17 protein-coding genes are annotated in these 22,926 nt (G+C 70.9%); 7 read left to right on the top strand and 10 right to left on the bottom strand.

The window, feature by feature from the left end:
• The first annotated feature begins 33 nt into the window (after positions 1-33).
• A complete protein-coding gene (locus BK819_RS11585) occupies positions 34-1,551 on the top strand; it encodes an FGGY-family carbohydrate kinase (RefSeq protein WP_071329277.1) in 1,518 nt (505 codons plus the stop codon).
• Positions 1,548-3,182 (top strand): fucose isomerase, encoded by a 1,635-nt coding sequence (locus BK819_RS11580; protein WP_071329276.1) that lies wholly within the window; start codon positions 1,548-1,550, stop codon positions 3,180-3,182. The genes BK819_RS11585 and BK819_RS11580 overlap by 4 nt, the downstream gene beginning before the upstream one ends.
• A 13-nt stretch (positions 3,183-3,195) precedes the next feature.
• Here BK819_RS11580 and BK819_RS11575 read toward each other — a convergent pair whose 3' ends face one another.
• The 6 genes from BK819_RS11575 to BK819_RS11550 form a co-directional block, all read right to left on the bottom strand.
• Positions 3,196-3,474: a hypothetical protein gene (locus tag BK819_RS11575; RefSeq protein ID WP_071329275.1), complete on the bottom strand. Its 279-nt coding sequence runs from the start codon at positions 3,472-3,474 to the stop codon at positions 3,196-3,198.
• 114 nt (positions 3,475-3,588) lie between these two features.
• Positions 3,589-5,451 (bottom strand): heavy metal translocating P-type ATPase, encoded by a 1,863-nt coding sequence (locus BK819_RS11570; protein WP_071329274.1) that lies wholly within the window; start codon positions 5,449-5,451, stop codon positions 3,589-3,591.
• Between the two features lie 68 nt (positions 5,452-5,519).
• Positions 5,520-8,735, bottom strand: a complete 3,216-nt coding sequence (locus tag BK819_RS11565) for a GH92 family glycosyl hydrolase (protein WP_071329273.1) — start codon at positions 8,733-8,735, stop codon at positions 5,520-5,522.
• A complete protein-coding gene (locus BK819_RS11560; protein WP_071329272.1) occupies positions 8,732-9,664 on the bottom strand; it encodes a carbohydrate ABC transporter permease in 933 nt (310 codons plus the stop codon). The genes BK819_RS11565 and BK819_RS11560 overlap by 4 nt, the downstream gene beginning before the upstream one ends.
• Positions 9,661-10,548, bottom strand: a complete 888-nt coding sequence (locus BK819_RS11555; protein ID WP_025102636.1) for a carbohydrate ABC transporter permease — start codon at positions 10,546-10,548, stop codon at positions 9,661-9,663. Before BK819_RS11555 ends, BK819_RS11560 begins: the two co-directional genes overlap by 4 nt.
• Before the next feature lie 41 nt (positions 10,549-10,589).
• Entirely contained in the window at positions 10,590-11,891 is a 1,302-nt protein-coding gene (locus BK819_RS11550) for an ABC transporter substrate-binding protein (RefSeq protein WP_071329271.1), read from the bottom strand.
• 178 nt (positions 11,892-12,069) lie between these two features.
• On the opposite strand from BK819_RS11550, the gene BK819_RS11545 reads away from it, so the two are divergent.
• Positions 12,070-13,374: a glycosyl hydrolase gene (locus BK819_RS11545; RefSeq protein WP_071329270.1), complete on the top strand. Its 1,305-nt coding sequence runs from the start codon at positions 12,070-12,072 to the stop codon at positions 13,372-13,374.
• A 94-nt stretch (positions 13,375-13,468) separates the two neighbouring features.
• On the opposite strand, the gene BK819_RS11540 is transcribed toward BK819_RS11545, so the two are convergent.
• Complete coding sequence (locus tag BK819_RS11540) at positions 13,469-14,476, bottom strand: LacI family DNA-binding transcriptional regulator (RefSeq protein ID WP_256209453.1); 1,008 nt, start codon at positions 14,474-14,476, stop codon at positions 13,469-13,471.
• A 152-nt stretch (positions 14,477-14,628) separates the two neighbouring features.
• Between BK819_RS11540 and BK819_RS11535 the strand changes: the two genes are divergently transcribed.
• Complete coding sequence (locus BK819_RS11535; RefSeq protein ID WP_071329268.1) at positions 14,629-17,622, top strand: glycoside hydrolase family 38 C-terminal domain-containing protein; 2,994 nt, start codon at positions 14,629-14,631, stop codon at positions 17,620-17,622.
• A gap of 101 nt (positions 17,623-17,723) precedes the next feature.
• Here BK819_RS11535 and BK819_RS11530 read toward each other — a convergent pair whose 3' ends face one another.
• Complete coding sequence (locus tag BK819_RS11530; protein WP_071329267.1) at positions 17,724-18,311, bottom strand: hypothetical protein; 588 nt, start codon at positions 18,309-18,311, stop codon at positions 17,724-17,726.
• A 121-nt stretch (positions 18,312-18,432) separates the two neighbouring features.
• Between BK819_RS11530 and BK819_RS11525 the strand changes: the two genes are divergently transcribed.
• Together BK819_RS11525 and BK819_RS11520 are read left to right on the top strand one after the other, a co-directional pair.
• Positions 18,433-19,662, top strand: coding sequence for a glycosyltransferase (locus BK819_RS11525; protein ID WP_071329422.1), 1,230 nt, complete (start codon positions 18,433-18,435; stop codon positions 19,660-19,662).
• Positions 19,663-19,667: 5 nt separating this feature from the next.
• The gene (locus tag BK819_RS11520; protein ID WP_071329266.1) at positions 19,668-20,894 is read left to right on the top strand and encodes a glycosyltransferase; all 1,227 of its coding nucleotides are present in this window, start codon (positions 19,668-19,670) and stop codon (positions 20,892-20,894) included.
• A gap of 4 nt (positions 20,895-20,898) precedes the next feature.
• On the opposite strand, the gene BK819_RS11515 is transcribed toward BK819_RS11520, so the two are convergent.
• Entirely contained in the window at positions 20,899-21,486 is a 588-nt protein-coding gene (locus BK819_RS11515; RefSeq protein ID WP_071329265.1) for a hypothetical protein, read from the bottom strand.
• A gap of 37 nt (positions 21,487-21,523) precedes the next feature.
• Positions 21,524-21,685 (bottom strand): hypothetical protein, encoded by a 162-nt coding sequence (locus BK819_RS16855; protein ID WP_177173831.1) that lies wholly within the window; start codon positions 21,683-21,685, stop codon positions 21,524-21,526.
• 85 nt (positions 21,686-21,770) lie between these two features.
• Between BK819_RS16855 and BK819_RS11510 the strand changes: the two genes are divergently transcribed.
• Positions 21,771-22,739 carry a GlxA family transcriptional regulator gene (locus BK819_RS11510; protein ID WP_071329264.1) on the top strand — a complete coding sequence of 323 codons (969 nt, stop codon included), beginning with the start codon at positions 21,771-21,773 and terminating at the stop codon, positions 22,737-22,739.
• Positions 22,740-22,926: the final 187 nt, after the last annotated feature.

The raw sequence follows: 22,926 nt of genomic DNA, 5'->3' as shown, positions 1-22,926 counted from the left end.
CCCGCACGGCCCGTCGGGATCGAAGGAGAGACCATGCGCTGCACCCTCGGGGTGGACATCGGCACGTCCAGCAGCAAAGGCGTCCTCGTGGACCCCGCCGGCACGATCCTCGCGACGGCGACCCGCGCGCACGACGTCTCCCGTCCGCAGTCCGGATGGGTCGAGATGGACGGCCGGATCTGGTGGGACGAGTTCGTCGAGCTGGCCACCGACCTTCTCGCCGCGGTCCCCGACGCGGAGGTCGTGGGCGTCGGCGTGAGCGGCATGGGCCCGTGCGTCCTGCTCGCCGACGAGGACGACGAGCCCGTGCGCCCCGCGATCCTCTACGGTGTCGACACCCGTTCCACCGCGCAGATCGAGCGCATGACGGCGGAGCTCGGCGCCGAGGAGATCACCCGCGTGGGCGGCTCGACGCTCACCTCGCAGGCCGGTGGGCCGAAGATCGCCTGGGTCGCCGAGGAGGAGCCGGGAGCCTGGCAGCGCGCACGGCGGCTCTACATGCCCGCCTCCTGGCTGGTCCGCAAGCTCACCGGCGCCTACGTCCTCGACCACCAGTCCGCCAGCCAGGTCTCGCCGCTGTACGACATCGAGGGCGAGCAGTGGCACGACCCCTGGTGGCAGCGGTTCGCCGGGACGATCGAGCAGCCGCCGCTGCGCTGGGCGGGGGAGGTCGCGGGCACCGTGACCACCGCTGCGGCCGCCTTGACCGGCCTGCCCGAGGGGACCCCGGTCATCACCGGCACGATCGACGCCTGGACCGAGGCGGTGAGCGTCGGCGCCCACGAGGTCGGCGACCTCATGCTGATGTACGGCACGACGATGTTCCTCGTCGCGACCGGGGAGCAGACCCTCCGCACGCCCTCGATGTGGACGACGGCCGGCGCCTTCGCGGGCACGCGCAACCTCGCCGGCGGGCTGTCCACATCCGGAGCGCTCACCGCGTGGCTGAAGGACCTCTCCGGTGCCGACTACCCGGCGCTGCTCGCCGAGGCGGAGGAGTCGGGGCCCGGCGCGAACGGCCTGCTGATGCTGCCGTACTTCGCCGGTGAGCGCACCCCGATCCAGGATCCCGACGCCCGCGGGGTCATCGCCGGGCTCACCCTCCGGCACACCCGAGGAGACCTCTACCGCGCTGCCCTCGAGGCCACCGCGCTGGGCGTGCGCCACAACGTCGAGACCATGCGAGCCGCCGGCGCCGACATCCGCCGCATCGTGGCGGTCGGCGGCGGCACGCAGGGACGGCTGTGGCTGCAGATCGTCTCGGACATCACCGGGCTCGTGCAGGAGGTGCCGCAGACCACGATCGGCGCGAGCTACGGCGCCGCCTTCCTCGCGGCGACGGCCACGGCCGCCGACGGTGCCGCGCCCGCGATCACCGACTGGAACCCCATCGCTGACACCGTCCGCCCGGACGAGGCTCTGCGCCCCTTCGCCGACGCCCTCTTCGACCGCTACGTGCGCCTTTACGACGGCTCGAAGAACGTCGTCCATGAACTCGCCGCCGCCCAGCGCGACGGATCCCCCACCCCCGCGACCCCGGAGAACTCATGACCGCCTACACCCTGCCCACCCCGGCCTCCCGTCCCGCCGCTGCGCCGAAGACCGCCTACCTGATCGCCTCCGGCGACCTCCGAGAGTCGGCCAACACGGCCGGCTGGCCCACCCAGGTCGAGCTCGAGGCCGGGGTCACCGGCGTGCTGAACGACCTCGGCTGGACGGTCGTGCGCGCCAATGAGGTCGACCCGGAGACCGGTCACGGCTTCATCTCCAGCCAGCGCATGGGGCTCGAGGTCTTCAAGAACATCCCCGTCGACGCGCCGCTCATCGTCGCCGAGGCCGTGTGGCAGTACTCGCACCACGTGCTCGCGGGCCTCCGCACGCACGAGGGCCCGATCCTCACGGTGGCGAACTTCGCGGGCGACTGGCCCGGCCTCGTCGGCCTCCTCGGCCTCAACGCGGGCCTGACGAAGATGGACAAGCCGTACGCGACGATCTGGTCGGTCGACTTCACCGACGACTGGTTCCGCGACGGCATCCGGGAGTGGACGGAGACCGGCACCATCACCCACGATGCCTCCCACGTGCGTCCGCTCCCCGCACTGCCGGACAGCCCGGAGAAGCAGCTCGGCGAGGCGCTCGCCGCGGAGCTGCGCGCCGAGAAGGCCATCATCGGCGTCTTCGACGAGGGCTGCATGGGCATGTACAACGCCATCTTCGACGACGAGCTCCTCAACCAGACCGGCATCTACAAGGAGCGCCTGTCGCAGTCGGCTCTCTACGCGGAGATGCTGAACGTCACCGAGGAGGAGGCCGACGCCGCCTACGACTGGCTGATCGAGCGCGGCATGACCTTCCGCTACGGCGAGGACGCCGCGACCGAGCTCACCCGCGAGCAGGTGCAGTGGCAGCTAAAGATGTACATCGCCGCCCTCCGCATCGCCGACGACTTCGGCCTCGACGCGGTCGGCATCCAGTACCAGCAGGGCTTGAAGGATCTCGTCCCGGCGTCGGACCTGGCGGAGGGGATCCTGAACTCCACCGAGCGCCCGCCGGTGACCTCGCGCGACGGCTCCCGCGTGCTGCACGAAGGGCGCGCGTTCCCGCACTTCAACGAGGCTGACGAGGGCGTCGCCGTCGATGCGCTCGTGACCGACCGTGTCTGGCGCGCGATGGGGCTCGTGCCCGACAACACCCTCCACGACGTGCGCTGGGGGGAGGACCACGACGGGCAGTTCGTCTGGGTGTACGAGATCTCCGGCTCGGTGCCGGCCTCCCACCTCGGCGGCTGGCAGAACGCGGAGGGCTGGCGCCAGGGGCACGTCTTCTTCCCTGCGGGCGGCGCCACGATCAACGGTGTCTCGAAGCCCGGCGAGGTCGTGCTCTCCCGGGTGTTCATCGCCGAAGGGGTCCTGCAGGCGGACATCTTCCGCGCGTCGGTCGTCGAGCTTCCCGCGGAGGAGACGCAGCGCCGGAAGGACGCCACGAACCCGGAGTGGCCGATCGCCCACGTGGTGCTGCACGGCATCTCGCGCGACCAGTTCATGGCGCGGCACAAGGCGAACCACGCGCAGCTCGTCTACGCCCCCGATGCCGAGACCGCGGACAAGGCGCTGATCGCCAAGGCCGCGATGTTCGACGGCATGGGCATCAAGGTCAACCTCGTCGGCGACGTGGCGATCTGAGGCTGCGTGCCGGTCACTGCGAGCGCCAGAACCGCGTCGCGAGGTTCGTGAGCTCCCTGTCGAGATCGTCGACCTTCGTCTCGATGCGTCCGAGCCGGGCGTCGAGGCCGTCGATCCGTGCGGAGAGCGTGCCGTCGATGCGGTCGATCCGTGCGGAGAGCGTGCCGTCGATGCGGTCCACCTCCGCACGGATCACGCGGCTGAGCTGCGAGGTCATGAGCGTCATGCCGCCGAGCATCACGGCGGCGAAGACGCCGATCAGTGTCCATACCTGCGGGTCGTCCAAGGTCATGCCTCCAGTCTGAGTCCGGGGTCTCAGGCTGTCACGGTATTCCGCAGCGACAGAGCCACGACCACGGAAACTGTGGACGGGAGTGGCGCACCGCGCGCGGTGCACGAACAGCGCTCAGGCGGAGGGGCGGAGGTCGCTCGGCGGACCGCTCAGCGCGCGCAGGGCGTAGAGGATCGTCGCGAGGTCGACGAGCTCCTGCACCAGTGCGCCGACGACCGCGGGGATGACACCGGTCATCGCCACGACCATCAGCCCCACGCTCAGACCGATGCCGATCCAGATGGCGGTGAGGGCGACACGGAGGGTGTGCCGTCCGATCGCGACGGCGTCGACGACCTTGGCGAGCGAATCCACGAGGATGACGACGTCGGCGGCGTCCCCGGCGGCCGTCGCTCCCTTCGCGCCCATCGCGATGCCGATGTCGGCCGCTGCCAGCACCGGGGCGTCGTTCACACCGTCGCCGACCATCAGCACGGGCCGTGGTTGCATCTCGGCGGCCAGACGCACCTTCTCGGGCGGCAGGAGCTCGGCGTGGATCTCGTCGATCCCGACCTGCCGTCCGATCGACGCCGCGGTGGTCTCCACATCCCCGGTCAGCATCGCGAGTCGATCGACCTCGTGCGTCCGCAGCCACGAGATCACGGCCGACGCCTCCGGGCGGGCGGCATCGGCGAGGACCAGGACCCCCGCGAACCGTCCGTCCACGGCGACATAGGCGGCGGCCTGTCCCGGCGCCAGCTCCGCCCGCACGGTGTCGGGGGCGAGAGAGGCGACGTACGCGGGCTTGCCCACCACGACCGCGCGGCCGCCGATCGTCGCGGACACCCCGTTCGTCGCGGTCTCGCTCGCCTCGGTCGCACCGTGCAGGGACAGGCCTCGGGCGGAGGCGGCGCGACGGATGCCGTCGGCGAGCACGTGCGAGGAATACTGCTCGGCCGAGGCGGCGAGTCGCAGGATCTCATCCGCATCGAAGCCTGGCGCCGGTCGCACGTCGACGAGCTCCGGCCTCCCCTGGGTGAGCGTCCCGGTCTTGTCGAACGCGGCCGAGCGCACCCGCGCGATCTGCTCGATCACCGCACCGCTCTTCATGATGACGCCCGACTTCGCGGCCCGCGAGAGCCCGCCGAGGAAGGCGACGGGTGCGGCGATCAGCAGCGGACAGGGCGTCGCCAGCACGAGCACTTCGGCGAACCGCGTGGCGTCGCCGGAGATCGCCCACGCCGTCCCCGCGAGCACGAGCGCGACGGCGGTGAACGGGATAGCGAACCGGTCGGCGAGACGCACGATGGGAGCGTGGGAGGACTCGGCCTGGGCGACCAGCGCCACGATCTGCTGGTACTGGCTGTCGGCACCCGTGCGCAGGGCGCGGAGACGGATGGCTCGGCTGCCGTTGATCGCGCCCGACAGCACCTCGTCGCCCGCGCCACGCGTCACGGGCAGGCTCTCGCCCGTGAGCGAGGATTCGTCGAACGACGCGCTGTCGGTGAGCAGTTCGCCGTCCACGGGGATGATCTCCGCCGGGCGCACGAGGAGCACGTCGCCCACGGCCACATCGTCGACGGGGACCTCCCTCGCCTCGTCCGAGTCCGCATCCTCGGGGTGGATGAGGACATGAGCGCTGCGCGGTGAGCGGTCCAGCAGTGCCGAGAGGTCGCGCTTGGCCCGGCGGCCCGCGAAGTCCTCCAGTGCCTCGCCGCCGGAGAGCATCAGGACGATGATGAGCGCCGCGATGTACTCGCCGACGGCGAGGGTCGCCACCATGGCGACGACGGCGAGGATGTCGAGCCCGACATGACCGCGGAGCACGTCGCGCACCATGCCGACGAGGGTCCACACGACCACCGCAGCCACGAAGACCGTGGCGATCCACCGGCCGATGGTCGCTTCGCCTGTGGCGTGCAGCACCCCGACCACGACGAAGACGATGACCGTGAGCGTGATGACCGGGTATCGCCAGAGGAGTCGGAGGGCGCGCATGCGTCCAGCATCGTCGGAATCCGCGTGCGCCGCCAGCATCCGCCGCCGGTCGGGGGCATTGGTACCGGTCAGTCCAGATCGAAGAGCTCGATCTGACGGAGCGTGACCTCGGCCTCCGCGCGGATGCGGACGGCCGAGGTCACGACCCGCGTCTCCAGAGCGAACGGTGTCGTGCGATCGGGCGCCAGGTCTTCGAGGTGCGTCGTGGTGAGCGGGTGCCAGCATCCATCGGCCCCCTCCACCTCCCCGCGCAGCACACCGGCCGCGACGGGCTCGCGGCTCGTGACGGTGATGTCGGTGAGGCCGCGGGGCGAGGGGAATCGCCAGCCCACCCACGAGCCCTCCGGCAGCCGGACGCCCTCGTCACCCTGCGGGTCGCCGTCGTCGAACAGGCGCCGCGCCTCGCCGACATCCGCGGAGGCGACGGCCTCTCCCTCTCCGCCCGTGAGGTCGCGGCGCCATGGCGCAGCGTCGAGCGTGTCCTCTCCGCTCTCCAGCGCGCGCGCCGGGTCCGTGCCGAACACGAGCTCGAGCACCGCATCTCCCTGGAGTGCGTCGATCGGGAAGTCGGCGGTGGACAGTCGGCGTCCGTCCAGTCGTGCGTCCTCCAGCACGTGCGCGCCGGGGGAGCTCCGTCGCGAGCGGATGCGCAGCGACGAGCCGTCTCCGCGTGCGACCCGGATGTCGTCCGAGAGCGGCGACCCGATGCGCAGAGACCCCGCCGCGAGTTCCAGGGGATACAGGCCGAGCGCGGCCCAGAGCCACCAGCCGCTCATCTCCCCGTTGTCCTCGTCGCCCGGGAAGCCCTGGCCGATGTGGGCACCGGCGAAGAGACGGCGTGCGAGGCCGTGCACGAGGCCCGCGCTGTGCCACGGCCGGTCGCTGAAGGCGTACATGAAGGGGATGTGATGGGCCGGCTGATTCGACAGGGCGCACATGCCCGACCGCTGGGCGCGGGCTTCGCGCTGCTCGTGGATGACCGTGCCGTACGCGCCGCCGAAGCGCTCGTCGGCGGTCTCCGGCTCCGCGAAGAGGGCGTCGAGGTGCCGGCCGAGTCCGGTCCGCCCGCCGTGCAGCGCCGTGAGTCCCGGCCCGTCGTGCACCGTGCCGACCGACATGCCCCAGGCGTTCGTCTCGACGTTGTCCCCGCCCCAGACCCGAGGATCGAAAATCGGAGCGAACAAGCCGTCCGCCGCGCGACCGCGGAAGAATCCGGACGCCGGGTCGAAGAGCACGCGCGCCGCGCGGGAGCGATTCGCGAAGTACCGCGCGAAGGCCCGATAGCGCGCGGCCTGGTCCGCCGCCGTCGCCGATGCCGCGAGTCGGGCGGCGAACCAGCCGAGGGCGGCGTCGCTCACGGCGTTCTCGATGCTCCAACTCATCCCCTCCGGGACGTCGGACGGGATGAAGCCGAGGAAGCGCCCGCGGCCGATGCCCTTGCGACCCCGTCGCGGATCGGGTCCCGGTTCGCACGCGTGACGCCACCCGCTCTCGAACGCCGTCTCCCGGTCGAAGGGCACGTCCCACCGTGCGGCGTCGGCGAAGATCTGGTCGCTCGAGGTGCCGACCATGCTGTCGACGTACCCGGGGGCGCTCCAGCGGGCCATCCAGCCGCCGCGGCGATACTGGGTGAGCTGCCCGTCCAGCAGGCGTCCGGCCAGCGCGGGGTCGAGGAGCGCGAGCGCGGGCCACTCCGTGCGGTACGTGTCCCAGTAGCCGTTGTTGACGACGAGCTCGCCCTCCGCGACCGGCGCCCCGGTGGTGGTCTCTCCGAAGGTGGTCCGGGGCGCGAACACGTCGGCGAACCGCCATTCCGGCGCGTCCGCGGTGCCCGCATTCTCCGCCGCCGTGTTCGGATACAGGTGCATCCGGTGGAGTGCGGCGGCGATCCGGGCGCGCTGCTCCTCGTCGGCCAGGCCGCGGAACGGACGCTCGGCCTCGGGGAGCGCGGGGATCGTCACGCGCCCGAGCAGGCGGTTCCACGCGGTGGCCGCGCGGGCGCGGAGCTCGTCGAAGGGGACGGCGGGAGGTGCCTCGAGGGCGAGGCTGTGCCGAGCCTGCGCGATGGAGAGGAACGAGACACCGACCCGCACCTCGACGGCGCCCACGGCGCGGACGAAGCCCGCGACCCTGGCACGCCGGTCGTCGTCGAGGGCGCCGTGCGCGGCGTCCGAGGCGCTCTGCACCGTGCCGGCGAAGTAGCAGCGCGGCGCGTTCCCCCAGTCCTCGGGCCCCTCGGGAATCCAGCCCTCGAAGCCGGCGTCCGTGAAGGTGAGTCGGCCATCGTCCGTGAGCTGGTCGATCACGAACCCCACGGCGGCGCGCGGGTCCTCGCACCGCACGCGGAACGCGGCGGCATGCGAGGTCGCGGTCATCTCGACCTGCAGCCCGTCGCCGAGGTCCGCGGTGTACTCGTGCGGGCGGGCGCGCTCGCTCTCGGGGACGATCCAGCGGCGCCGGGCTTGCCTGTCCGACCTCGGCGTCCCCCGGAACGGCATGAGCTGGAGCACCGAGCGATCACCGATCCACGGGCTGGGCTGGTGCGAGAACTGCAGGGCTTCGAGACGCCGCCCCGGCGGATCGTCGTGCAGGAACGGGCGATAGGGCCAGCGCGGGTCCGCCGCGTCGGTCGCGGGCGTGACGAAGGTGAAGCCGTGCGGCACGGCGACCGCAGGGATCGTGTTCCCGCGGGAGAAGCGGGGGCCGGAGTGGGAGCCGCGCCGGGTGTCGACCCGCTCGACGGGCGGGAGATCGCCGGGGGCAGGGCGCTCCTCGACGCGGACCTGGACGAAGCCGCTGACTTCGGCGGGCACCTCCGGCGTGGTCGCCAGCTCGGCCGTGCCGAAGACGAGCTCGACCGTGCCCGTGCCGGTGCCCCTCCCGACGGCGAGGGGTGCGAGGGCGACGCTGTCGGCGTTCCACTGCTCGGGCATGCTCCACCGGGCGGCGAACTGCCCCTCGGCCGTGGGCGGGAAGTCGTAGCGGTCACGGACGGCGGCGATGTCGCTCAGCCGGCTGCCGTCGGGGGTCCGCACGTCGACGGCGACGGCGAGCGCGGCCCACGGGGCGAGGGTCGCGGCGGGGCCGTCGGCGTAGAACGCCCAGTGCAGCACGGTGTCCGGGGTGAAGGCGATGCCGTCGAGGCCGGGGACATCGATCCGCTGCGCGCCGTGGGAGGGATCGAACGAGTACGCGAACACGACTCCGGGGAGCACCCCGGCGTGCGGGCGCGACGACGGAGGATCCGCGGGCCCCGAGGCCGGGCGGAGCAGCGGCGCGTTCACCCCTTCAGTGCACCCTCCTGCACGCCCTTGAAGAAGAAGCGCTGCGTGAACGAGAACATGATGACGATGGGCACGAGCGCGATCATGGTGCCGGCGGCGATGAGTCGCGGATCGACCGAGAAGCTGCTGTTGAGGTACGCCATGCCGACGGTCAGGGTGTACTTGGCCGGGTCGGAGAGCACGATGAGCGGCCAGAGGTAGTCGTCCCACGCGCCGATGAAGGCGAAGATCGCCACGACCGACACCATGCCGCGGATGTTCGGCCACACGATGTGCCGGATGCGCTGCCACGTGGTCGCGCCGTCGACGGTGGCCGCGTCGAGCACGTCCTTCGGGATCATCCGGCACGCGGTGGCGACGAGCAGCACATTCATGGCGCTGATCGCTCCGGGCAGGAAAACGCCCCACAGGGTGTCGGCGAGCCCGAGGGCGCGGATGGTGAGGAAGTTGCTCGTCACGGTGACCTCGCCGGGGAACAGCAGGGTGGACAGCAGGATGCCCATGACGATCCACTTCCCGCGGAAGCGCATGCAGCCCAGGGCGTAGCCGGCGAACGTGGCCAGGATCACGTTGCTGAGCACGGTGCCGAGCGAGACGAGCAGCGAGTGCCAGGCGTAGAGGTAGACGGGGACGATGTCGGCGACCCTCGTGTAGTTCTGCAGTGTCGGATCGCGGGGGATGAGCTCGGGCGGGAAGGAGTAGATGTTCTCCTGCGGGCCCTTGAACGAGGTGGAGAGCTGCCAGACGAAGGGGCCGATCACCAGGAAGAGGACGAACAGCAGCAGCGCGTACCGGCCGATGAGTCCGCCGAGTGTGGGCTTGCTGAAGTCGCCGGAGCCGCGGCGCCGGAAGATGCGTTCGCGGGACGGGCGCGCGGAGTCCCGGACCGGCGGAGTGCTCTCCACCGGGGGCGTCGTCAGAGTCGTCATGCGGAGACCTTCGCCTTCTTCTCGCGGTTCATGAACGCGATCGCCGCGAGCGGCACGAGCGTGAGGAGGAACAGCGCCACGCTGATCGCGGATGCGTAGCCGATGTTGCCGTTCAGGCCCGACCCCACCTGGCGGATGAGCATCACGAGGGACATGTCGTAGCCGCCGGGGCCGCCCGTGCTCTTGGAGAGCACGTCGAGCTCGGCGAACACCCGCATGGCGGACACCGCGATGAGAACGGCGATGAGGAGCATCGCCCCGCGCACCGACGGGATCGTGACGGAGAGGAAGCGGCGGAACGAGCTCGCCCCGTCGAGCATCGCGGCCTCGTGCAGCTCCTTGCCCACGTTCCCCAGAGCGGCGAGGTACACCACCATGTAGTACCCGAGTCCCTTCCACACCGTGAGCAGGATCGCGCAGCCGAGCAGCAGCCAGCGGTCGACGAGGAAGGCCATGGGCTGATCGATGAGGCCGAGGAACTCCAGGGTCTGGTTGATGATGCCCCGGCTGTCGAACAGCCACGTCCAGATGAGGGCGACCACGACGACCGAGGCGATGACGGGGAAGTAGAACGTGGTGCGGAAGAACGAGATGCCGGGGAGCTTCTTCTGCACGAGGAGGGCGAGGAGCAGCGGGAGGATCGTGAGCAGCGGCACGCATACGACCACGTAGATGAGGCAGGTGGTCAGCGCGTTCCAGAACATCTCGTCGCCGAACATGCGCTCGTAGTTCGCGCCGCCGACGAACTCCGGGGTCCGCAGGGGGCGGGCGTCCGTGAAGCTGAGGACGACGGTGTTCAGGAACGGCCAGAGCGCGAACACCAGCACCCAGATCACGGCGGGGGCGAGGAGCAGCCACGGGGTGAACCACTTGTGGGATCTCATCGTCGACCTCCGCTGCCGGGTGCCGGTGTCCACGCGCATGCTCACTGGTCCACGCGGTTCGCGTTGGCGTACTCGACGATCTTGTCGAGCTGCGTCTTGGCGTCGGCTTCGCCGTTCACGGCCAGGGCGATCTGCTGGGTCATGTAGGTGGCCATGTCCGAGGTCCACTGGAACGGCAGCGCCTTGGCGTCCTTCATCGCGCCGAACACGGTGTCGATGGCGGCGAGCTGCTTCTCGTCCGTGACCGAGGAGGCGATGTTCTCGACGACCTGGTCGCCGCCGTCGGCCGTACCGGGGGCGGTGCCGACCGCGAGCGAGGAGAACGCGATCTGGTTCTCCTCGTTCGTCGCGAACTCGGCGAACGCGAGAGCCGCTTCCTTGTTGTCGGAGTCGGCGGAGACGTTGAGGCCCTGGACATAGAGCGGGGCGACACCCAGGCGCGGGGTGGCGACGGTGTTCTCCAGCAGTGCCGGGGCGTCCTTCTGCAGATCGGTCGTGAAGCCGGTGCCGCCGGTCGTGAAGGCGACCTTCTCCTGGATGTACGCCTCCGCGTTCCCGCCGTAGTCGCCGGTCAGTGCCTCGGCGGGCATCGCGCCCGCCGCGAAGGCGTCGGCGTACTGCTCGATGATCGCGGCGGCCTCATCGGTGTTGAAGTCGAACTCGCCCTCGTCGTTGATGACCTCCATGCCGGCGGCGGTGAAGGTGTCCAGCGCCGGGATCGAGGAGAGGAGCTGGACCTTGCCGCCGGACTCCGTGGCGACGTCCTTCGCGAGGGTGAGCAGCTCGTCGACCGTGGTCGGGAGGTTCTCCTCGGTGACGCCGTACGGGGCGAGCTGGGCGAGGTTCCACCAGGACGCGTCGCTGGAGAGATACCAGGGCAGGCCATAGGTGCCCTCGACGCCGGGGTACTGGCTGTAGGCGTCCCAGGCGCCCGCGTTGTAGGCCGTCTTCAGGTCGGGGTCGGCGGTGTCGAGGTCGACGAGCTTCCCGGCGGCGACCAGCGGATAGGCGATGTCGGGCGGCAGGTTGAGCACGTCCGGAAGGGTGTCGGCGTTCGCCTGGCTCAGGATCTTCTCCTGGTACCCGTCGCCGGGCTGGTCGAGCCACTCGACGGTGACATCCGGGTGCTCCTCCTCGAAGGCCGCGATGAGGTCTTCGAAGTAGGGGGTGAACTTCTCGTTCTTCAGCGACCAGGTCTGGAACTGGATGGTTCCGCTGAGCTCGCCGGAGGTGTCGATGGGGCCGGCGCCGTCGGACGCGGCACCGCCTCCGGTGCAGCTCACGAGCGCCAGGGCGCCGATCGTGAAGGTTGCCAGAGCGACAATGCGTGCGGGAACTTTCATCGTGCTTCTTCCTCGAGGCGGGCGATTCGGCGTGGTCCGACGAAGGGACTACAGCGCTTTAGCAGATGAAACCATCCGATCCCGTCGGTGTCAAGGTGTGCCCTGTCGAAGGCGATGCTCAAGCGTTATAGTGGTGCGACATGTCCTCGCGGGAGGGCACGGTCCGAAAGGTGCACACATGACGCAGCGCGGCGCTCTCGACGCCCCTCTCCGCTTCGGGGCGAACTACACGCCGTCGAAGGACTGGATGCACTCCTGGCTCGACTTCACCCCGGACGACGTGCGTCGCGACTTCGCGGCCCTGGCCGCGCTCGGCCTCGACCACGTGCGCGTGTTCCCGCTCTGGACCGTCCTGCAGCCGAACCGCACCCTCATCCGCTCGAAGGCGATCGATGACGTGCGCACCATGGTCGACATCGCCGCCGAGTTCGGGATGGACGCGAGCGTCGATGTGATCCAGGGGCACCTGTCGAGCTTCGACTTCGTGCCCTCCTGGCTGTACACCTGGCACGACCGGAACATGTTCACCGATCCGACGGCGCTCGACGGTCAGGCGCAGCTCGTGGAGCGGCTCGCCGGCGCCCTGCGGGACGCGCCGAACTTCCTCGGGCTCACCCTCGGCAACGAGACGAACCAGTTCTCCGCGCACACCCACCCCTCGCCGTGGCCGGTCACGACCGACGAGGCGGGCGGCTGGATCGAGGCCCTGCTCGCGGCGGCGGAACGAGGCGCCCCAGGGCTGCCGCACGTGCACAGCGAGTACGACGCGGTCTGGTACATGGACGATCACGGATTCACGCCGGCGCACGCCTCACGGCTCGGCGCGATGACGACCATCCACTCCTGGATCTTCAACGGCACCGCCCAGCGCTACGGAGGTCGCTCGATTGCGGCCGACCGTCATGCGGAGTACCTCATCGAGCTCTCCCGCGCGTTCGCGTCCGACCCTGCCCGGCCGATCTGGCTGCAGGAGGTCGGTGCTCCGTCGAACTGTCTCGACGAGGCCGAGATGCCCGGCTTCCTCGAGGCCACCGTGCGCTCCGCCCTCCGCACCGAGAATCTCTGGGGCGTGACCTGGTGGTGTTCGCACGACGTGAGCCGGGAGCTCGCCGACTTCCCGGAGCTGGAGTACTCCCTCGGGCTGATCGACCAGGAGGGTGCGGCGAAGCCCCTCGGCCGCCGGTTCGCGGAGCTCATCCCCGAGCTGCGCACCCGCACCGCGGCTCCGGCTCGTCCGACGGCGATCGTCGTGGACGTCGACGAGCAGGAGGTGCCGGTGAGTCGAGCCGCCCTGAGCCCTGGCGGCGCCGTCTTCCAGGCCTGGGTCGACGCGTGCACCGCGGGCGACGACCCCGCTCTGGTGACCTCCCGCACCGCACAGGACCCCGCGGCGCTGGAGGCACGCGGCATCCGCCGTCTCATCCAGCCCGTCCCGTCCGCGTCCGACGTGACGCGCTACGCCTCCGTCAACACCGTCGTCTGAGTCTCTCCCCGTCTGAGTCGCCGAGACCCCGGGTTGTCGTCGAAACCCGGGTACGTGCGTCGAGAGCCCGGGGTGTCGGCGGGGAGGCGGGGGCTCAGCGGGGCGGAGGTGCCGTGCTCTCGCGAGCGGTGAGCACCGGGGTCGGGCCCTGGACGCTCGGCAGCGTGGTGCCGGCCTCGATCTGCTGCAGCAGGAGCGTGGCCGCCTGCTCGCCGAGCTCGAACGTGTCGCGGGTCATCGCGGTGATGGACGGATTGATGAGTCCTGCGATGACGGAGTCGTCGAACGACGCGAGGGAGACGTCGCGGGGAACCGCCCGGCCCATCTCCTGCGCCACGCGGAGGCCGGCGACGGCCATCACGTCGTTGTCGTAGACGATCGCGGTCGGGCGCAGCCGGCCGGAGAGCAGCGCGCGCGTTACGGCGGAGGCGCGCGCGGGAGAGAAGTCGGTCGTGATGACCTCGCCGGCGATGCCGTCCGCAGCCATCCGCTCCAGCACCTCGGCGCGCAGGCGGGTGTGCTCCAGCTCCGCCGGACCGGCGACGTAGGCGATGCGGGTGTGGCCGAGGGCGGCGAGGTAGGAGAAGAGCGTCTCCGCGACGGTGTCGTCGCCGATCCACACGCTGGGCACCGCGCCGTCCGGGGAGGGCTTCGAGCCGATCATCACGGCGCGCGCATCCAGGGCGGTGATGCGCGCGCCGCGGGGGTCGTCGTCGCGCGGGTCGATGAGGATGATGCCGTCGACCTGGTTGGACGAGCGCCACTGCCGGTGCACCTCCATCTCCTCGTCGATGTCGGCGACGAGGCGGAGCTGCAGACCGACCTTGCTCTCGGAGAGGCGGGACTCGATGCCGGCGATGAGGTCGGTGAAGAAGGCCTCGGAGCCGAGGGAGCGCGCCGGGCGGGCGAGGGCGAATCCGACCGCGTTGGCCCGGGCGCCGACGAGGGCGCGCGCGGCGGAACTCGGCTGCCAGTGGTGCTCCTCGATGATCGAGAGGATGCGCTGCCGCGTCTCCTCGCTCACGCCGGGGCGGCCGTTCAGGGCGAACGAGACGGCGCCGGGGGAGACGCCGGCCAGGCGCGCGATATCCGCGATCGTCACGCGTTTCCCCGGGGCCATAGGCATCACCCTACTTGATCGGTTTAGCCTCTCGAAAGCAGGGGAGAACGTGCCGTAGACTCCCGTGCTAGATCGTTTTAGTAACAACACGCATCGAAGCCCATTCCTCACCGTCGAGCCCGGAGAACCCCACCATGCATGACGACACCTCGCTCACCGTCGGCCGCGTCAAGCGGGTCCTCGAAGAGCGCATCCGCCCGGCGATCCACTCGGCCGCGGTCCCCCTCACGGTCGAGGCGTACCAGCTCCCCGGAGAGCCCATCGCCCCGGCGGAGGGGCTGGCGCTCTCGTTCGCCCCGGCCGCGGTCGGCGAGCTGTGGGGCCCGGCTTGGGGGACGACGTGGTTCAAGCTCACCGGTCGGGTGCCCGCGGAATGGGCAGGCCGCCGGGTCGAGGCGCTGATCGACCTGGGCTTCGACGTGAACATGACGGGCTTCCAGTGCGAGGCTCTCGCCTACCGCCCCGACGGCACGCCGATCAAGAGCATCAACCCGCGCAACCAGTGGGTGCCGATCGTGGAGACGGCGGAGGGCGATGAGCCCGTCGAGCTCTACCTGGAGGGCGCCTCCAACCCCGTCCTCCTCGATTACCACCCCTTCCTGCCGACGCAGGAGGGCGACATCCTCACCTCCTCGAAGGAGCCGCTGTACCGGCTGCGGCGCCTCGACCTCGCGGTGTTCGAGCCGGAGGTGTTCGACCTCTCCCTCGACCTCGAGGTGCTGTTCGAGCTGCAGGCGGAGCTCCCCGCGACGTCGCCGCGCCGCATGCGCATCCTGCAGGCGATGGACGACGCGCTCGACGTACTCGACCTGCAGCGCATCGTGGAGACCGCGGGTGACGCGCGGGCGCGGCTCGCCGACGTCCTCGCCGCACCGGCCGAGGCGAGTGCGCACCGCATCTCCGCGGTGGGGCACGCCCACATCGACTCCGCCTGGCTGTGGCCGGTGCGCGAGACGATCCGCAAGGTCGCCCGCACCACCTCGTCCATGACCACGCTCATCGACGAGCAGCCCGAGTTCCAGTACGGCATGTCCAGCGCGCAGCAGTATGCCTGGGTCAAGGAGCACCGCCCCGAAGTGTGGGAGCGGGTCAAGGCCGCCGTCGCCGCCGGACGCTTCCTGCCCCTGGGTGGCATGTGGGTGGAGTCCGACACCGTGATGCCGACGGGGGAGTCGCTCGTGCGGCAGTTCTCGCACGGGCAGCGGTTCTTCGAGCGGGAGTTCGGTATCCGGTCGAAGGGCGTGTGGCTGCCGGACAGCTTCGGCTACTCGCCGTCCCTGCCGCAGCTGATGCGCCGTGCCGGGTTCGAGTGGTTCTTCACGCAGAAGATCTCGTGGAACCAGCAGAACGTCTTTCCGCACCACTCCTTCCTCTGGGAGGGCATCGACGGCTCGCAGGTGTTCACGCACTTCCCGTCGATGGACACCTACAACTCGCAGCTGAGCGGCATGGAGGTCGCGAAGGCCTCTCGACAGTTCAAGGAGAACCGTCTCAGCTCGCGGTCGATCGCCCCGGTCGGCTGGGGTGACGGCGGCGGCGGCACGACGCGCGAGATGACGGGCAAGGCCGAGCGGCTGCGCGACCTCGAGGGCAGCGCGCAGGTGGTGTGGGAGCATCCGGACGTGTTCTTCGACGCCGCCAAGGCCGAGCTGCCGAACCCCGCCGTGTGGGTCGGCGAGCTCTACCTCGAACTGCACCGCGGCACGCTCACCAGCCAGCACGCCACCAAGGCGCTGCACCGCTGGGCGGAGCACGCGCTGGTGGAGGCCGAGCTGTGGGCCGCGACCGATGCCGTGCGCACCGGCGCCGCGTACCCGCAGGCGGAGCTCGACCGGCTCTGGCAGGCCGTGCTGCTGCACGAGTTCCATGACATCCTGCCCGGCACCTCGATCGCGTGGGTGCACCGCGAGGCCGTCGCCGTGCTGTCCGATGTGCTGTCGGATGCGCGCGACATCGCCGACGCGGCACGTCGCTCTCTGGCAGGCGAGGGGGACCGCGAGCTGCGGTTCGAGCCGACCTCGGTGGGTCGGGGGCGCGCACTCGGCGCCTCGTTCGTGGGGGAGTCGACGGTCGCACCCGTGACGCTCGTCGAGGAGGCCGATGGCTGGCGGATCGAGAACGAGCTCGTGTCGGTGCTCGTCTCGGGCGAGGGCCTGATCGTCTCCGCCGTCGACAAGCCCACGGGGCGGGAGACGGTCGCGCCCGGCAGGGCCGCGAACCTGTTCCAGCTGCACCAGGACTTCCCGAACATGTGGGACGCGTGGGACATCGACCGCTACTACCGCAACAGCGTCGACGACCTCACGGCGGTGTCGTCCATCGAGGCATCACTCGTGAACGGTGTCGCGCAGATCGTCGTCGTGCGTCCGTTCTCGGAGTCGACCATCACGCAGACCATCCTCCTCGCTCCCGACTCGCGCACGGTGCTGCTGCGCAACGAGGTCGACTGGCACGAGACCGAGAAGCTGCTCAAGCTCGCGTTCCCGCTCGACATCCAGGCGTCGCATACCGAAGCCGAGACGCAGTTCGGCTACCAGGCGCGAGTCACCCACACGAACACGAGCTGGGAGGCGGCGAAGTTCGAGACCTCGATGCACCGCTTCGTGCTGGTGCGCGAGCAGGACTTCGGTGCGGCCCTCGTGAACGACTCGATCTACGGGTACGACACGACGCGCGAGGTCGGCGAGGACGGGGTCACCACGACCGTGCGGCTGTCCCTGCTGCGGGCGCCGCGCTTCCCCGACCCGGACACGGACCACGGGGTCCATGAGATCGAGGTCGGCTTCGTGATCGGCGCCGACGCCGCGATCGCGACGGCCGAGGGCCTTCGCCTCAACAGCACGCCCACGGTGATCCGTGGGGCGCGCGAGGTCGAGCCGCTGGTGGAGGTGTCGGGCGAGGGGATCGTCGTCTCCGCCGTGAAGCTCGCCGACGACGGCTCCAGTGATGTCATCGTTCGTGTGTATGAGGCGCTCGGGCGTCGGGCGGTCGGCGAGCTCTCCGTCGGCTTCGAGCACCGCGCGGTGCGCGAGGTGAGCCTGATCGAGGACGAGATCGAGGCGCCCCGCCTCGGCGGCGGGCTCCACCTCCGCCCCTTCGAGGTGCGCACCCTCCGCATCGCACGCTGAGCCCCCGGCCTCCCCGCGCCGGGCTCTCCGTGCCGGATCAGAAACGCGCCTCCCCGCACTTGGGGAGGCGCGTTTCTCATCCCGCCGGGCGGGATCCGGTCTCAGGCGGGCGGAAGGCGGAGGACGTCGGGCGACTCGCCGCTGGTCAGGTCGTCGGCGATGCGGAGGCTGCGGGCCAGTTCGTCGAGCGCGCCGATGAGCGTGCCGAAGCGTTCGCGGTCGCTGCAGACGGCCGTCAGGGTCACCAGGTGCGTACCGGTGTCCCACGTGTAGGTCGCGAAGGGCGGTGCCGAAGGCGAGGGCGGGGTCGGGACCACGAGCTTCTCGCCGACGCCGAGCCGGGTGGGGAAGGAGGTCGTGTCGTCGTACTCCATCGGCATCGACGCGCGGGCGATCCGGATGTCAGGAGTGAGCGCCTGCACGGTCGCCATCGCCACGACGAGGTCCGGCTCCGCCTTCCACGTCCACGCGAGGACCCGGCCGTCGGCCTTCTTCATGAGCATCGGCGCGGCCTGGCTCATCGCCCAGGCTCCGAACCGCGAACCGGGGCGCTCCGTCGCGCCGACCGCGGCGTTCACCTGGCCGAGCAGCATCCGGATCGCGGCCTTGCGATGCCGGCGTCCCCTCCACCCGAGCGAGTCCGTCACGGGGATCCACAGCTGGGGGTCGGCGTCGGCGTGCAGTCGCATGGCTTCACGGTATCGGCCGAGGCTGAAGGATGCCGGTATGGCTCGGCGTCGGGGACAGGGCCCTCGGGTAGAGTTGCCACCGCCCGACCAGGGCTTCTCCTTGGCCGCCACCCCGTTAGGCATCTCTGTGACCTCCTCCGACGATCCGATCGATGCGTCGCGCGACGCCACCGCCGTACAGCCCCGTCCGCTGAAGATCCTCCTCGGCTGCGACACGTTCGCCCCCGACATCAACGGCGCCGCCCGCTTCGCCGAGCGTCTCGCCGCCGGACTCGTGCAGCGCGGACACGAGGTGCATGTGGTCGCCCCCAACCAGGCCTACCGTCGCACCGCGCCCCGCACCGAGGTCATCGAGGGGGAGCCGATGACGCTCCACCGTCTGCCCTCCGTGCGCTGGGCCCCGCACGACTGGCTGCGCTTCGTGTGGCCGTGGCGCTCCAAGCACTACGCCCGGAAGGTGCTCGACGCCGTGCAGCCCGACGTCGTGCACATCCAGTCCCACATCGTCATCGGGCGCGGACTCGCGCGCATCGCGAAGCAGCGCGGTATCCCGGTCATCGCGACGAACCACGTCATGGCCGAGAACATCCTCGACCACACGACCATGCCGAAGTTCGTCGACGACCTGGTGCTCAAGCTCGCCTGGGCCGACGCGAAGCGCACCTTCGACCTGACGCGGGCGATCACCACGCCCACGCGTCGGGCCGCCGACTTCCTGGAGAAGACGGTCGAGGTGCGCGGCGTCATCCCGGTGAGCTGCGGCATCGACCGCTCCCAGTACACCCCGGTCATCGCCCCGCGCGAGGAGAACCGGCTCGTGTTCGTGGGCCGGCTGACGGCGGAGAAGCAGGTCGAGGTCATCCTCAAGGCGATGACGAAGCTCGACCCGGCGCTGAACACGACGTTCGACATCGTCGGTGGCGGAGACCAGCGCAAGCAGCTCGAGCACCTGACGGCACAGCTCGGGCTGTCGGACCGGGTCACCTTCCACGGCCGGACCACCGACGAGGAGCTGCGGGCGCTCCTGTCGCGTGCGAGCCTCTTCGTCATCGCGTCGATCGCCGAGCTGCAGTCCATCGCGACGATGGAGGCCATGGCTTCGGCGCTGCCGATCGTCGCCGCGGACGCCGTCGCCCTGCCGCACCTCGTGCACGACGGCGAGAACGGCCACCTGTTCACGCCGGGAGACGTCGACGACCTCGCCGCGAAGCTCACGGCCGTCCTGACCGCCTCCCCCGGCGAGTACGAGCGGATGCAGAAGGCGTCCCTCGACGGCGTGGCCATCCACGATATCAACCGCACGCTCGACACCTTCGAGGCGCTGTACCGCGACGAGCCGCTGCCCGAGTGACGCGGATGCACGTCGTCTTCTTCGCCGATCAGCACCTCGACTCCCTCGGCGGGGCGCAGGTGTCGATGCGGCTGCAGCGGACGTTCCTGGAGCGTGCAGGGCACACCGTGACGGTCGTCGCGCCCCGCATGCACGCGCGGCCGGATGCTGCTGCACCGTCGGAGGGGAACGTCGACCTCCCGTCGCTGCCGATCACCCTCGACCGGGAGTACGCGATGACCTGGCCGGGGCGGGCGACCGATCGGACTCTCGACCGCGCCATGGCGCATCGCCCGCCCGTCGACCTCGTGCACGTGCAGGCCGACTTCTGGGGCGCCTTCATCGGGCACCGTTTCGCCGCCCGCCACGGGATCCCGGTCGTGCACACGATGCACAACCGCGTCGACGTGGGACTGGCCGCGGTCACTCCGCTGCACCGTCCCGTGCTGGCCGTGCTCAACCTGTGGCGCCGCGCCGCCCTCCGAGGCGTCGGTGTGCCGGTCGGTGGCAGCGACGGGTGGTCGTACCTCCGCGGTCTCGCGTCGGGCGCCGCTGCCGTCACGGCCCCGTCCGGGCACTTCGCGCGACGCCTGGAGCAGAACGGCGTGGCGCGGACGGTCGACGTCGTGTGGAACGGCATCGACGACGACGTCCGCGCGCAGACCCTCGCGGCGACCCCCGCCGAGCGGGCACCGGGGCGCCCGCGCTTCGTCTGGCTCGGGCGGATGAGTCCGGAGAAGCGCCTGCTCCCGTTCCTCCAGGCCTGGGTTGACGCGGGCATCGACGCAGAGCTCGAGGTGATCGGCGGCGGCGGACAGCGCGCCGCGGCCGCGCGCATCGTCGCGGGGCGTGCGGACGTACGGTTCGCCGGTCGGCTCTCCTATGCGCAGACGCTGGAGCGGATCGCCGCCGCCGATGCGCTCGTGCAGACGTCCATCGGGTTCGAGACCCAGGGCATGACGCCGTTCGAGGCGGCCACCCTCGGCACGCCCTCCGTCGTGTGCGACCCCGACATCGCCGCGGAACTCCAGGGCGGGCTCTGGGCGGTGCCGACGGCGGATCCGCACGCGCGCGGACGGGACCTCGAGACACAACGGATCGACGCGCTCGCCGCGACGCTGCAGCGGGCGGCCGCGGACATCGCGGACGGGACCGCCCCGCAGCCGGTGCCCGCCGTGGCGGACGCCTTCCGGCAGTCGTCGCGGACGGGCGCCATGATCGAGGTCTACGAGCGGGTGCTCACCCGATCCTGAGCGGTCACAGGAACCCGTAGAACGTCGACGAGAGCCAGCTCAGCACGATCGTCAGCAGACCGGCGCCCGAGATGCCGATGGCGATCCCGGCGAGCAGTCGCGGACCCGGGCGTCGCGCCGCGATGAGGCCGAGCACGAGCGCCGCCCCGTAGCCGAGGAACGTGAGGATGCCCGATGCCCCTTCGATCAGGCCGATGATGCTGTAGGTCCGGTCCGACATGTAGACGAACGGTCGCGCGAGGATCAGGAACACGTCGATCGCGAGGGTCACCAGTGCGACGATGAGCGCGGCGCGCCCGAGGCCGGTGCCGGACGCGCGTGGGGTCGGGGTGCCGTAGGGCGGGATGCCGGCGGGTCCGGGCACGAACCCGGGCGCGGTCGGTGACGGCTGCGGGGCCGCCGTGGGGAAGGTCTGCGGGGGCGCGGTCGGGAACATGTGGCCGCCGCCGGGAGCGGGGGCGTACGGTGCCCCCGGGGCGGGGGCCTGGGCGCCGGGGTACTGCGGCTCCGCCGGGAGCGACGGAAGGGTCGGGGCGGCCGGGTCGCCGGCGCCGTCGCGCGAGGGGTGTCCGGGCTGCTGCGGGTCGCTCATGACCCGAGCGTAGCCCTCCTCCCGGACAGTCGGGAGGTCAGCGGTAGAGGTGGCCGGGGTCGGCCTGCGACAGGGCGTCCTGTCCGGCGACGCGGCTCCAGTCGGTGGGGGCGCGACGATAGCCGTCCCGCCGCAGTTCGACGAACGTGGCGACGAGCGCCCAGATGGCGAGGGCGAGGAGGAGGATGAGGAGTAGCATGGCAGAAAAGCTACGCTCGATGCGATGCTGCCACGAGTGGCGGTTCGGGCACCGTGCGTAGGAAAACTGCCATTCCGGGAGTGTGATGAAGACCGTCGCGTGCGTGGTGCAGGACGGCTTCGCGCCGTTCGAGTTCGGGGTCGCCTGCGAGGCGTTCGGCCTCGACCGGTCGGCCGACGGCGTGCCGAACTTCGACTTCCGCATCGTCGCGCCGCGGCCCGGGGTCGTGCGCTCCAAGATCGGCTTCTCCATCAACGTGGAGCATGATCTGTCGTTCGCCGCGGACGCCGATCTCGTCGTGTTCTGCCCGGTGCCGCGCGAGGTCTGGGGCGACATCGATCCTCTCCTCGTCGAGGTCGCGCGTGCGGCCGTCGAGCGCGGCGCCTGGGTCATGAGCGTGTGCAGCGGGTCGTTCATCCTCGCCGCGGCCGGAGTGCTGGACGGGCGGCGGGCGACGACGCACTGGATGTACGCGCACACGATGGCCGACATGTACCCCGCCGTCGACATCGATCCGGACGTGCTCTTCGTCCAGGACGGCCGCATCATCACGAGTGCAGGCACCGCTGCCGGCATCGACGCCTGCCTGCACCTGCTGCGACAGGAGCTCGGGGCGGAGATCACCAACCGGATCGCGCGTCGGATGGTCGTGCCGCCGCAGCGGGACGGGGGTCAGGCGCAGTTCATCGATCGCCCCATCCCGGTCGCGCCCACGGATTCGCTCGCCGTGGTGGCCGACTGGGCGGTGGAGAACCTCCGCGAAGACCTGACGGTCGACCAGCTCGCGGCGCGGGCGCTCATGTCGCCGCGGACCTTCGCGCGCCGCTTCAAGGCCGAGTACGGGGCGACCCCCGCCGCGTGGCTCGGTCGGCAGCGGATCATCAGGGCCCAGCGTCTCCTCGAGCGCACCGATCTTCCGCTCGAACACATCGCGACGGACTGCGGCTTCGGTTCCGCGGCCGTCCTCCGGCAGAACTTCGCCCGCGTGCTGGGTGTGACCCCCACCGCCTACCGCGCCCGCTTCTCCTGCGCCGACGCCCTCCCCGCCGCCTGACCCCCTCCCTCCTTCAGCCGTGCGGGATCATTTTCGTGCCCCGTTCCCACGCATCCGGGCCCCTTTCCGTCCCGCCACGATTCCGCCACCGTCCCCCGCTGTCATGCGGGATCGAAAACGCGCGCGAGCGCGCCGCGTCCGGAGCGTTTACCGTCCCACATCGGCCCGAACGGTCCCGCCGCAGGCC

Origin of the sequence: Microbacterium sp. LCT-H2 (assembly GCF_001866135.1) — a bacterium.
Classification (GTDB): domain Bacteria; phylum Actinomycetota; class Actinomycetes; order Actinomycetales; family Microbacteriaceae; genus Microbacterium.
This window is presented reverse-complemented; position numbering and strand designations above follow the sequence as displayed.

Coding starts and splice junctions, on each gene's coding strand:
- BK819_RS11535 (WP_071329268.1), top strand. CDS start 14,629: ATGCATGACGACACCTCGCTCACCGTCGGCCGCGTCAAGCGGGTCCTC.
- BK819_RS11550 (WP_071329271.1), bottom strand. CDS start 11,891: ATGAAAGTTCCCGCACGCATTGTCGCTCTGGCAACCTTCACGATCGGC.
- BK819_RS11530 (WP_071329267.1), bottom strand. CDS start 18,311: ATGCGACTGCACGCCGACGCCGACCCCCAGCTGTGGATCCCCGTGACG.
- BK819_RS11560 (WP_071329272.1), bottom strand. CDS start 9,664: ATGACGACTCTGACGACGCCCCCGGTGGAGAGCACTCCGCCGGTCCGG.
- BK819_RS11585 (WP_071329277.1), top strand. CDS start 34: ATGCGCTGCACCCTCGGGGTGGACATCGGCACGTCCAGCAGCAAAGGC.
- BK819_RS16855 (WP_177173831.1), bottom strand. CDS start 21,685: ATGCTACTCCTCATCCTCCTCCTCGCCCTCGCCATCTGGGCGCTCGTC.
- BK819_RS11545 (WP_071329270.1), top strand. CDS start 12,070: ATGACGCAGCGCGGCGCTCTCGACGCCCCTCTCCGCTTCGGGGCGAAC.
- BK819_RS11520 (WP_071329266.1), top strand. CDS start 19,668: ATGCACGTCGTCTTCTTCGCCGATCAGCACCTCGACTCCCTCGGCGGG.
- BK819_RS11575 (WP_071329275.1), bottom strand. CDS start 3,474: ATGACCTTGGACGACCCGCAGGTATGGACACTGATCGGCGTCTTCGCC.
- BK819_RS11580 (WP_071329276.1), top strand. CDS start 1,548: ATGACCGCCTACACCCTGCCCACCCCGGCCTCCCGTCCCGCCGCTGCG.
- BK819_RS11515 (WP_071329265.1), bottom strand. CDS start 21,486: ATGAGCGACCCGCAGCAGCCCGGACACCCCTCGCGCGACGGCGCCGGC.
- BK819_RS11510 (WP_071329264.1), top strand. CDS start 21,771: ATGAAGACCGTCGCGTGCGTGGTGCAGGACGGCTTCGCGCCGTTCGAG.
- BK819_RS11555 (WP_025102636.1), bottom strand. CDS start 10,548: ATGAGATCCCACAAGTGGTTCACCCCGTGGCTGCTCCTCGCCCCCGCC.
- BK819_RS11570 (WP_071329274.1), bottom strand. CDS start 5,451: ATGCGCGCCCTCCGACTCCTCTGGCGATACCCGGTCATCACGCTCACG.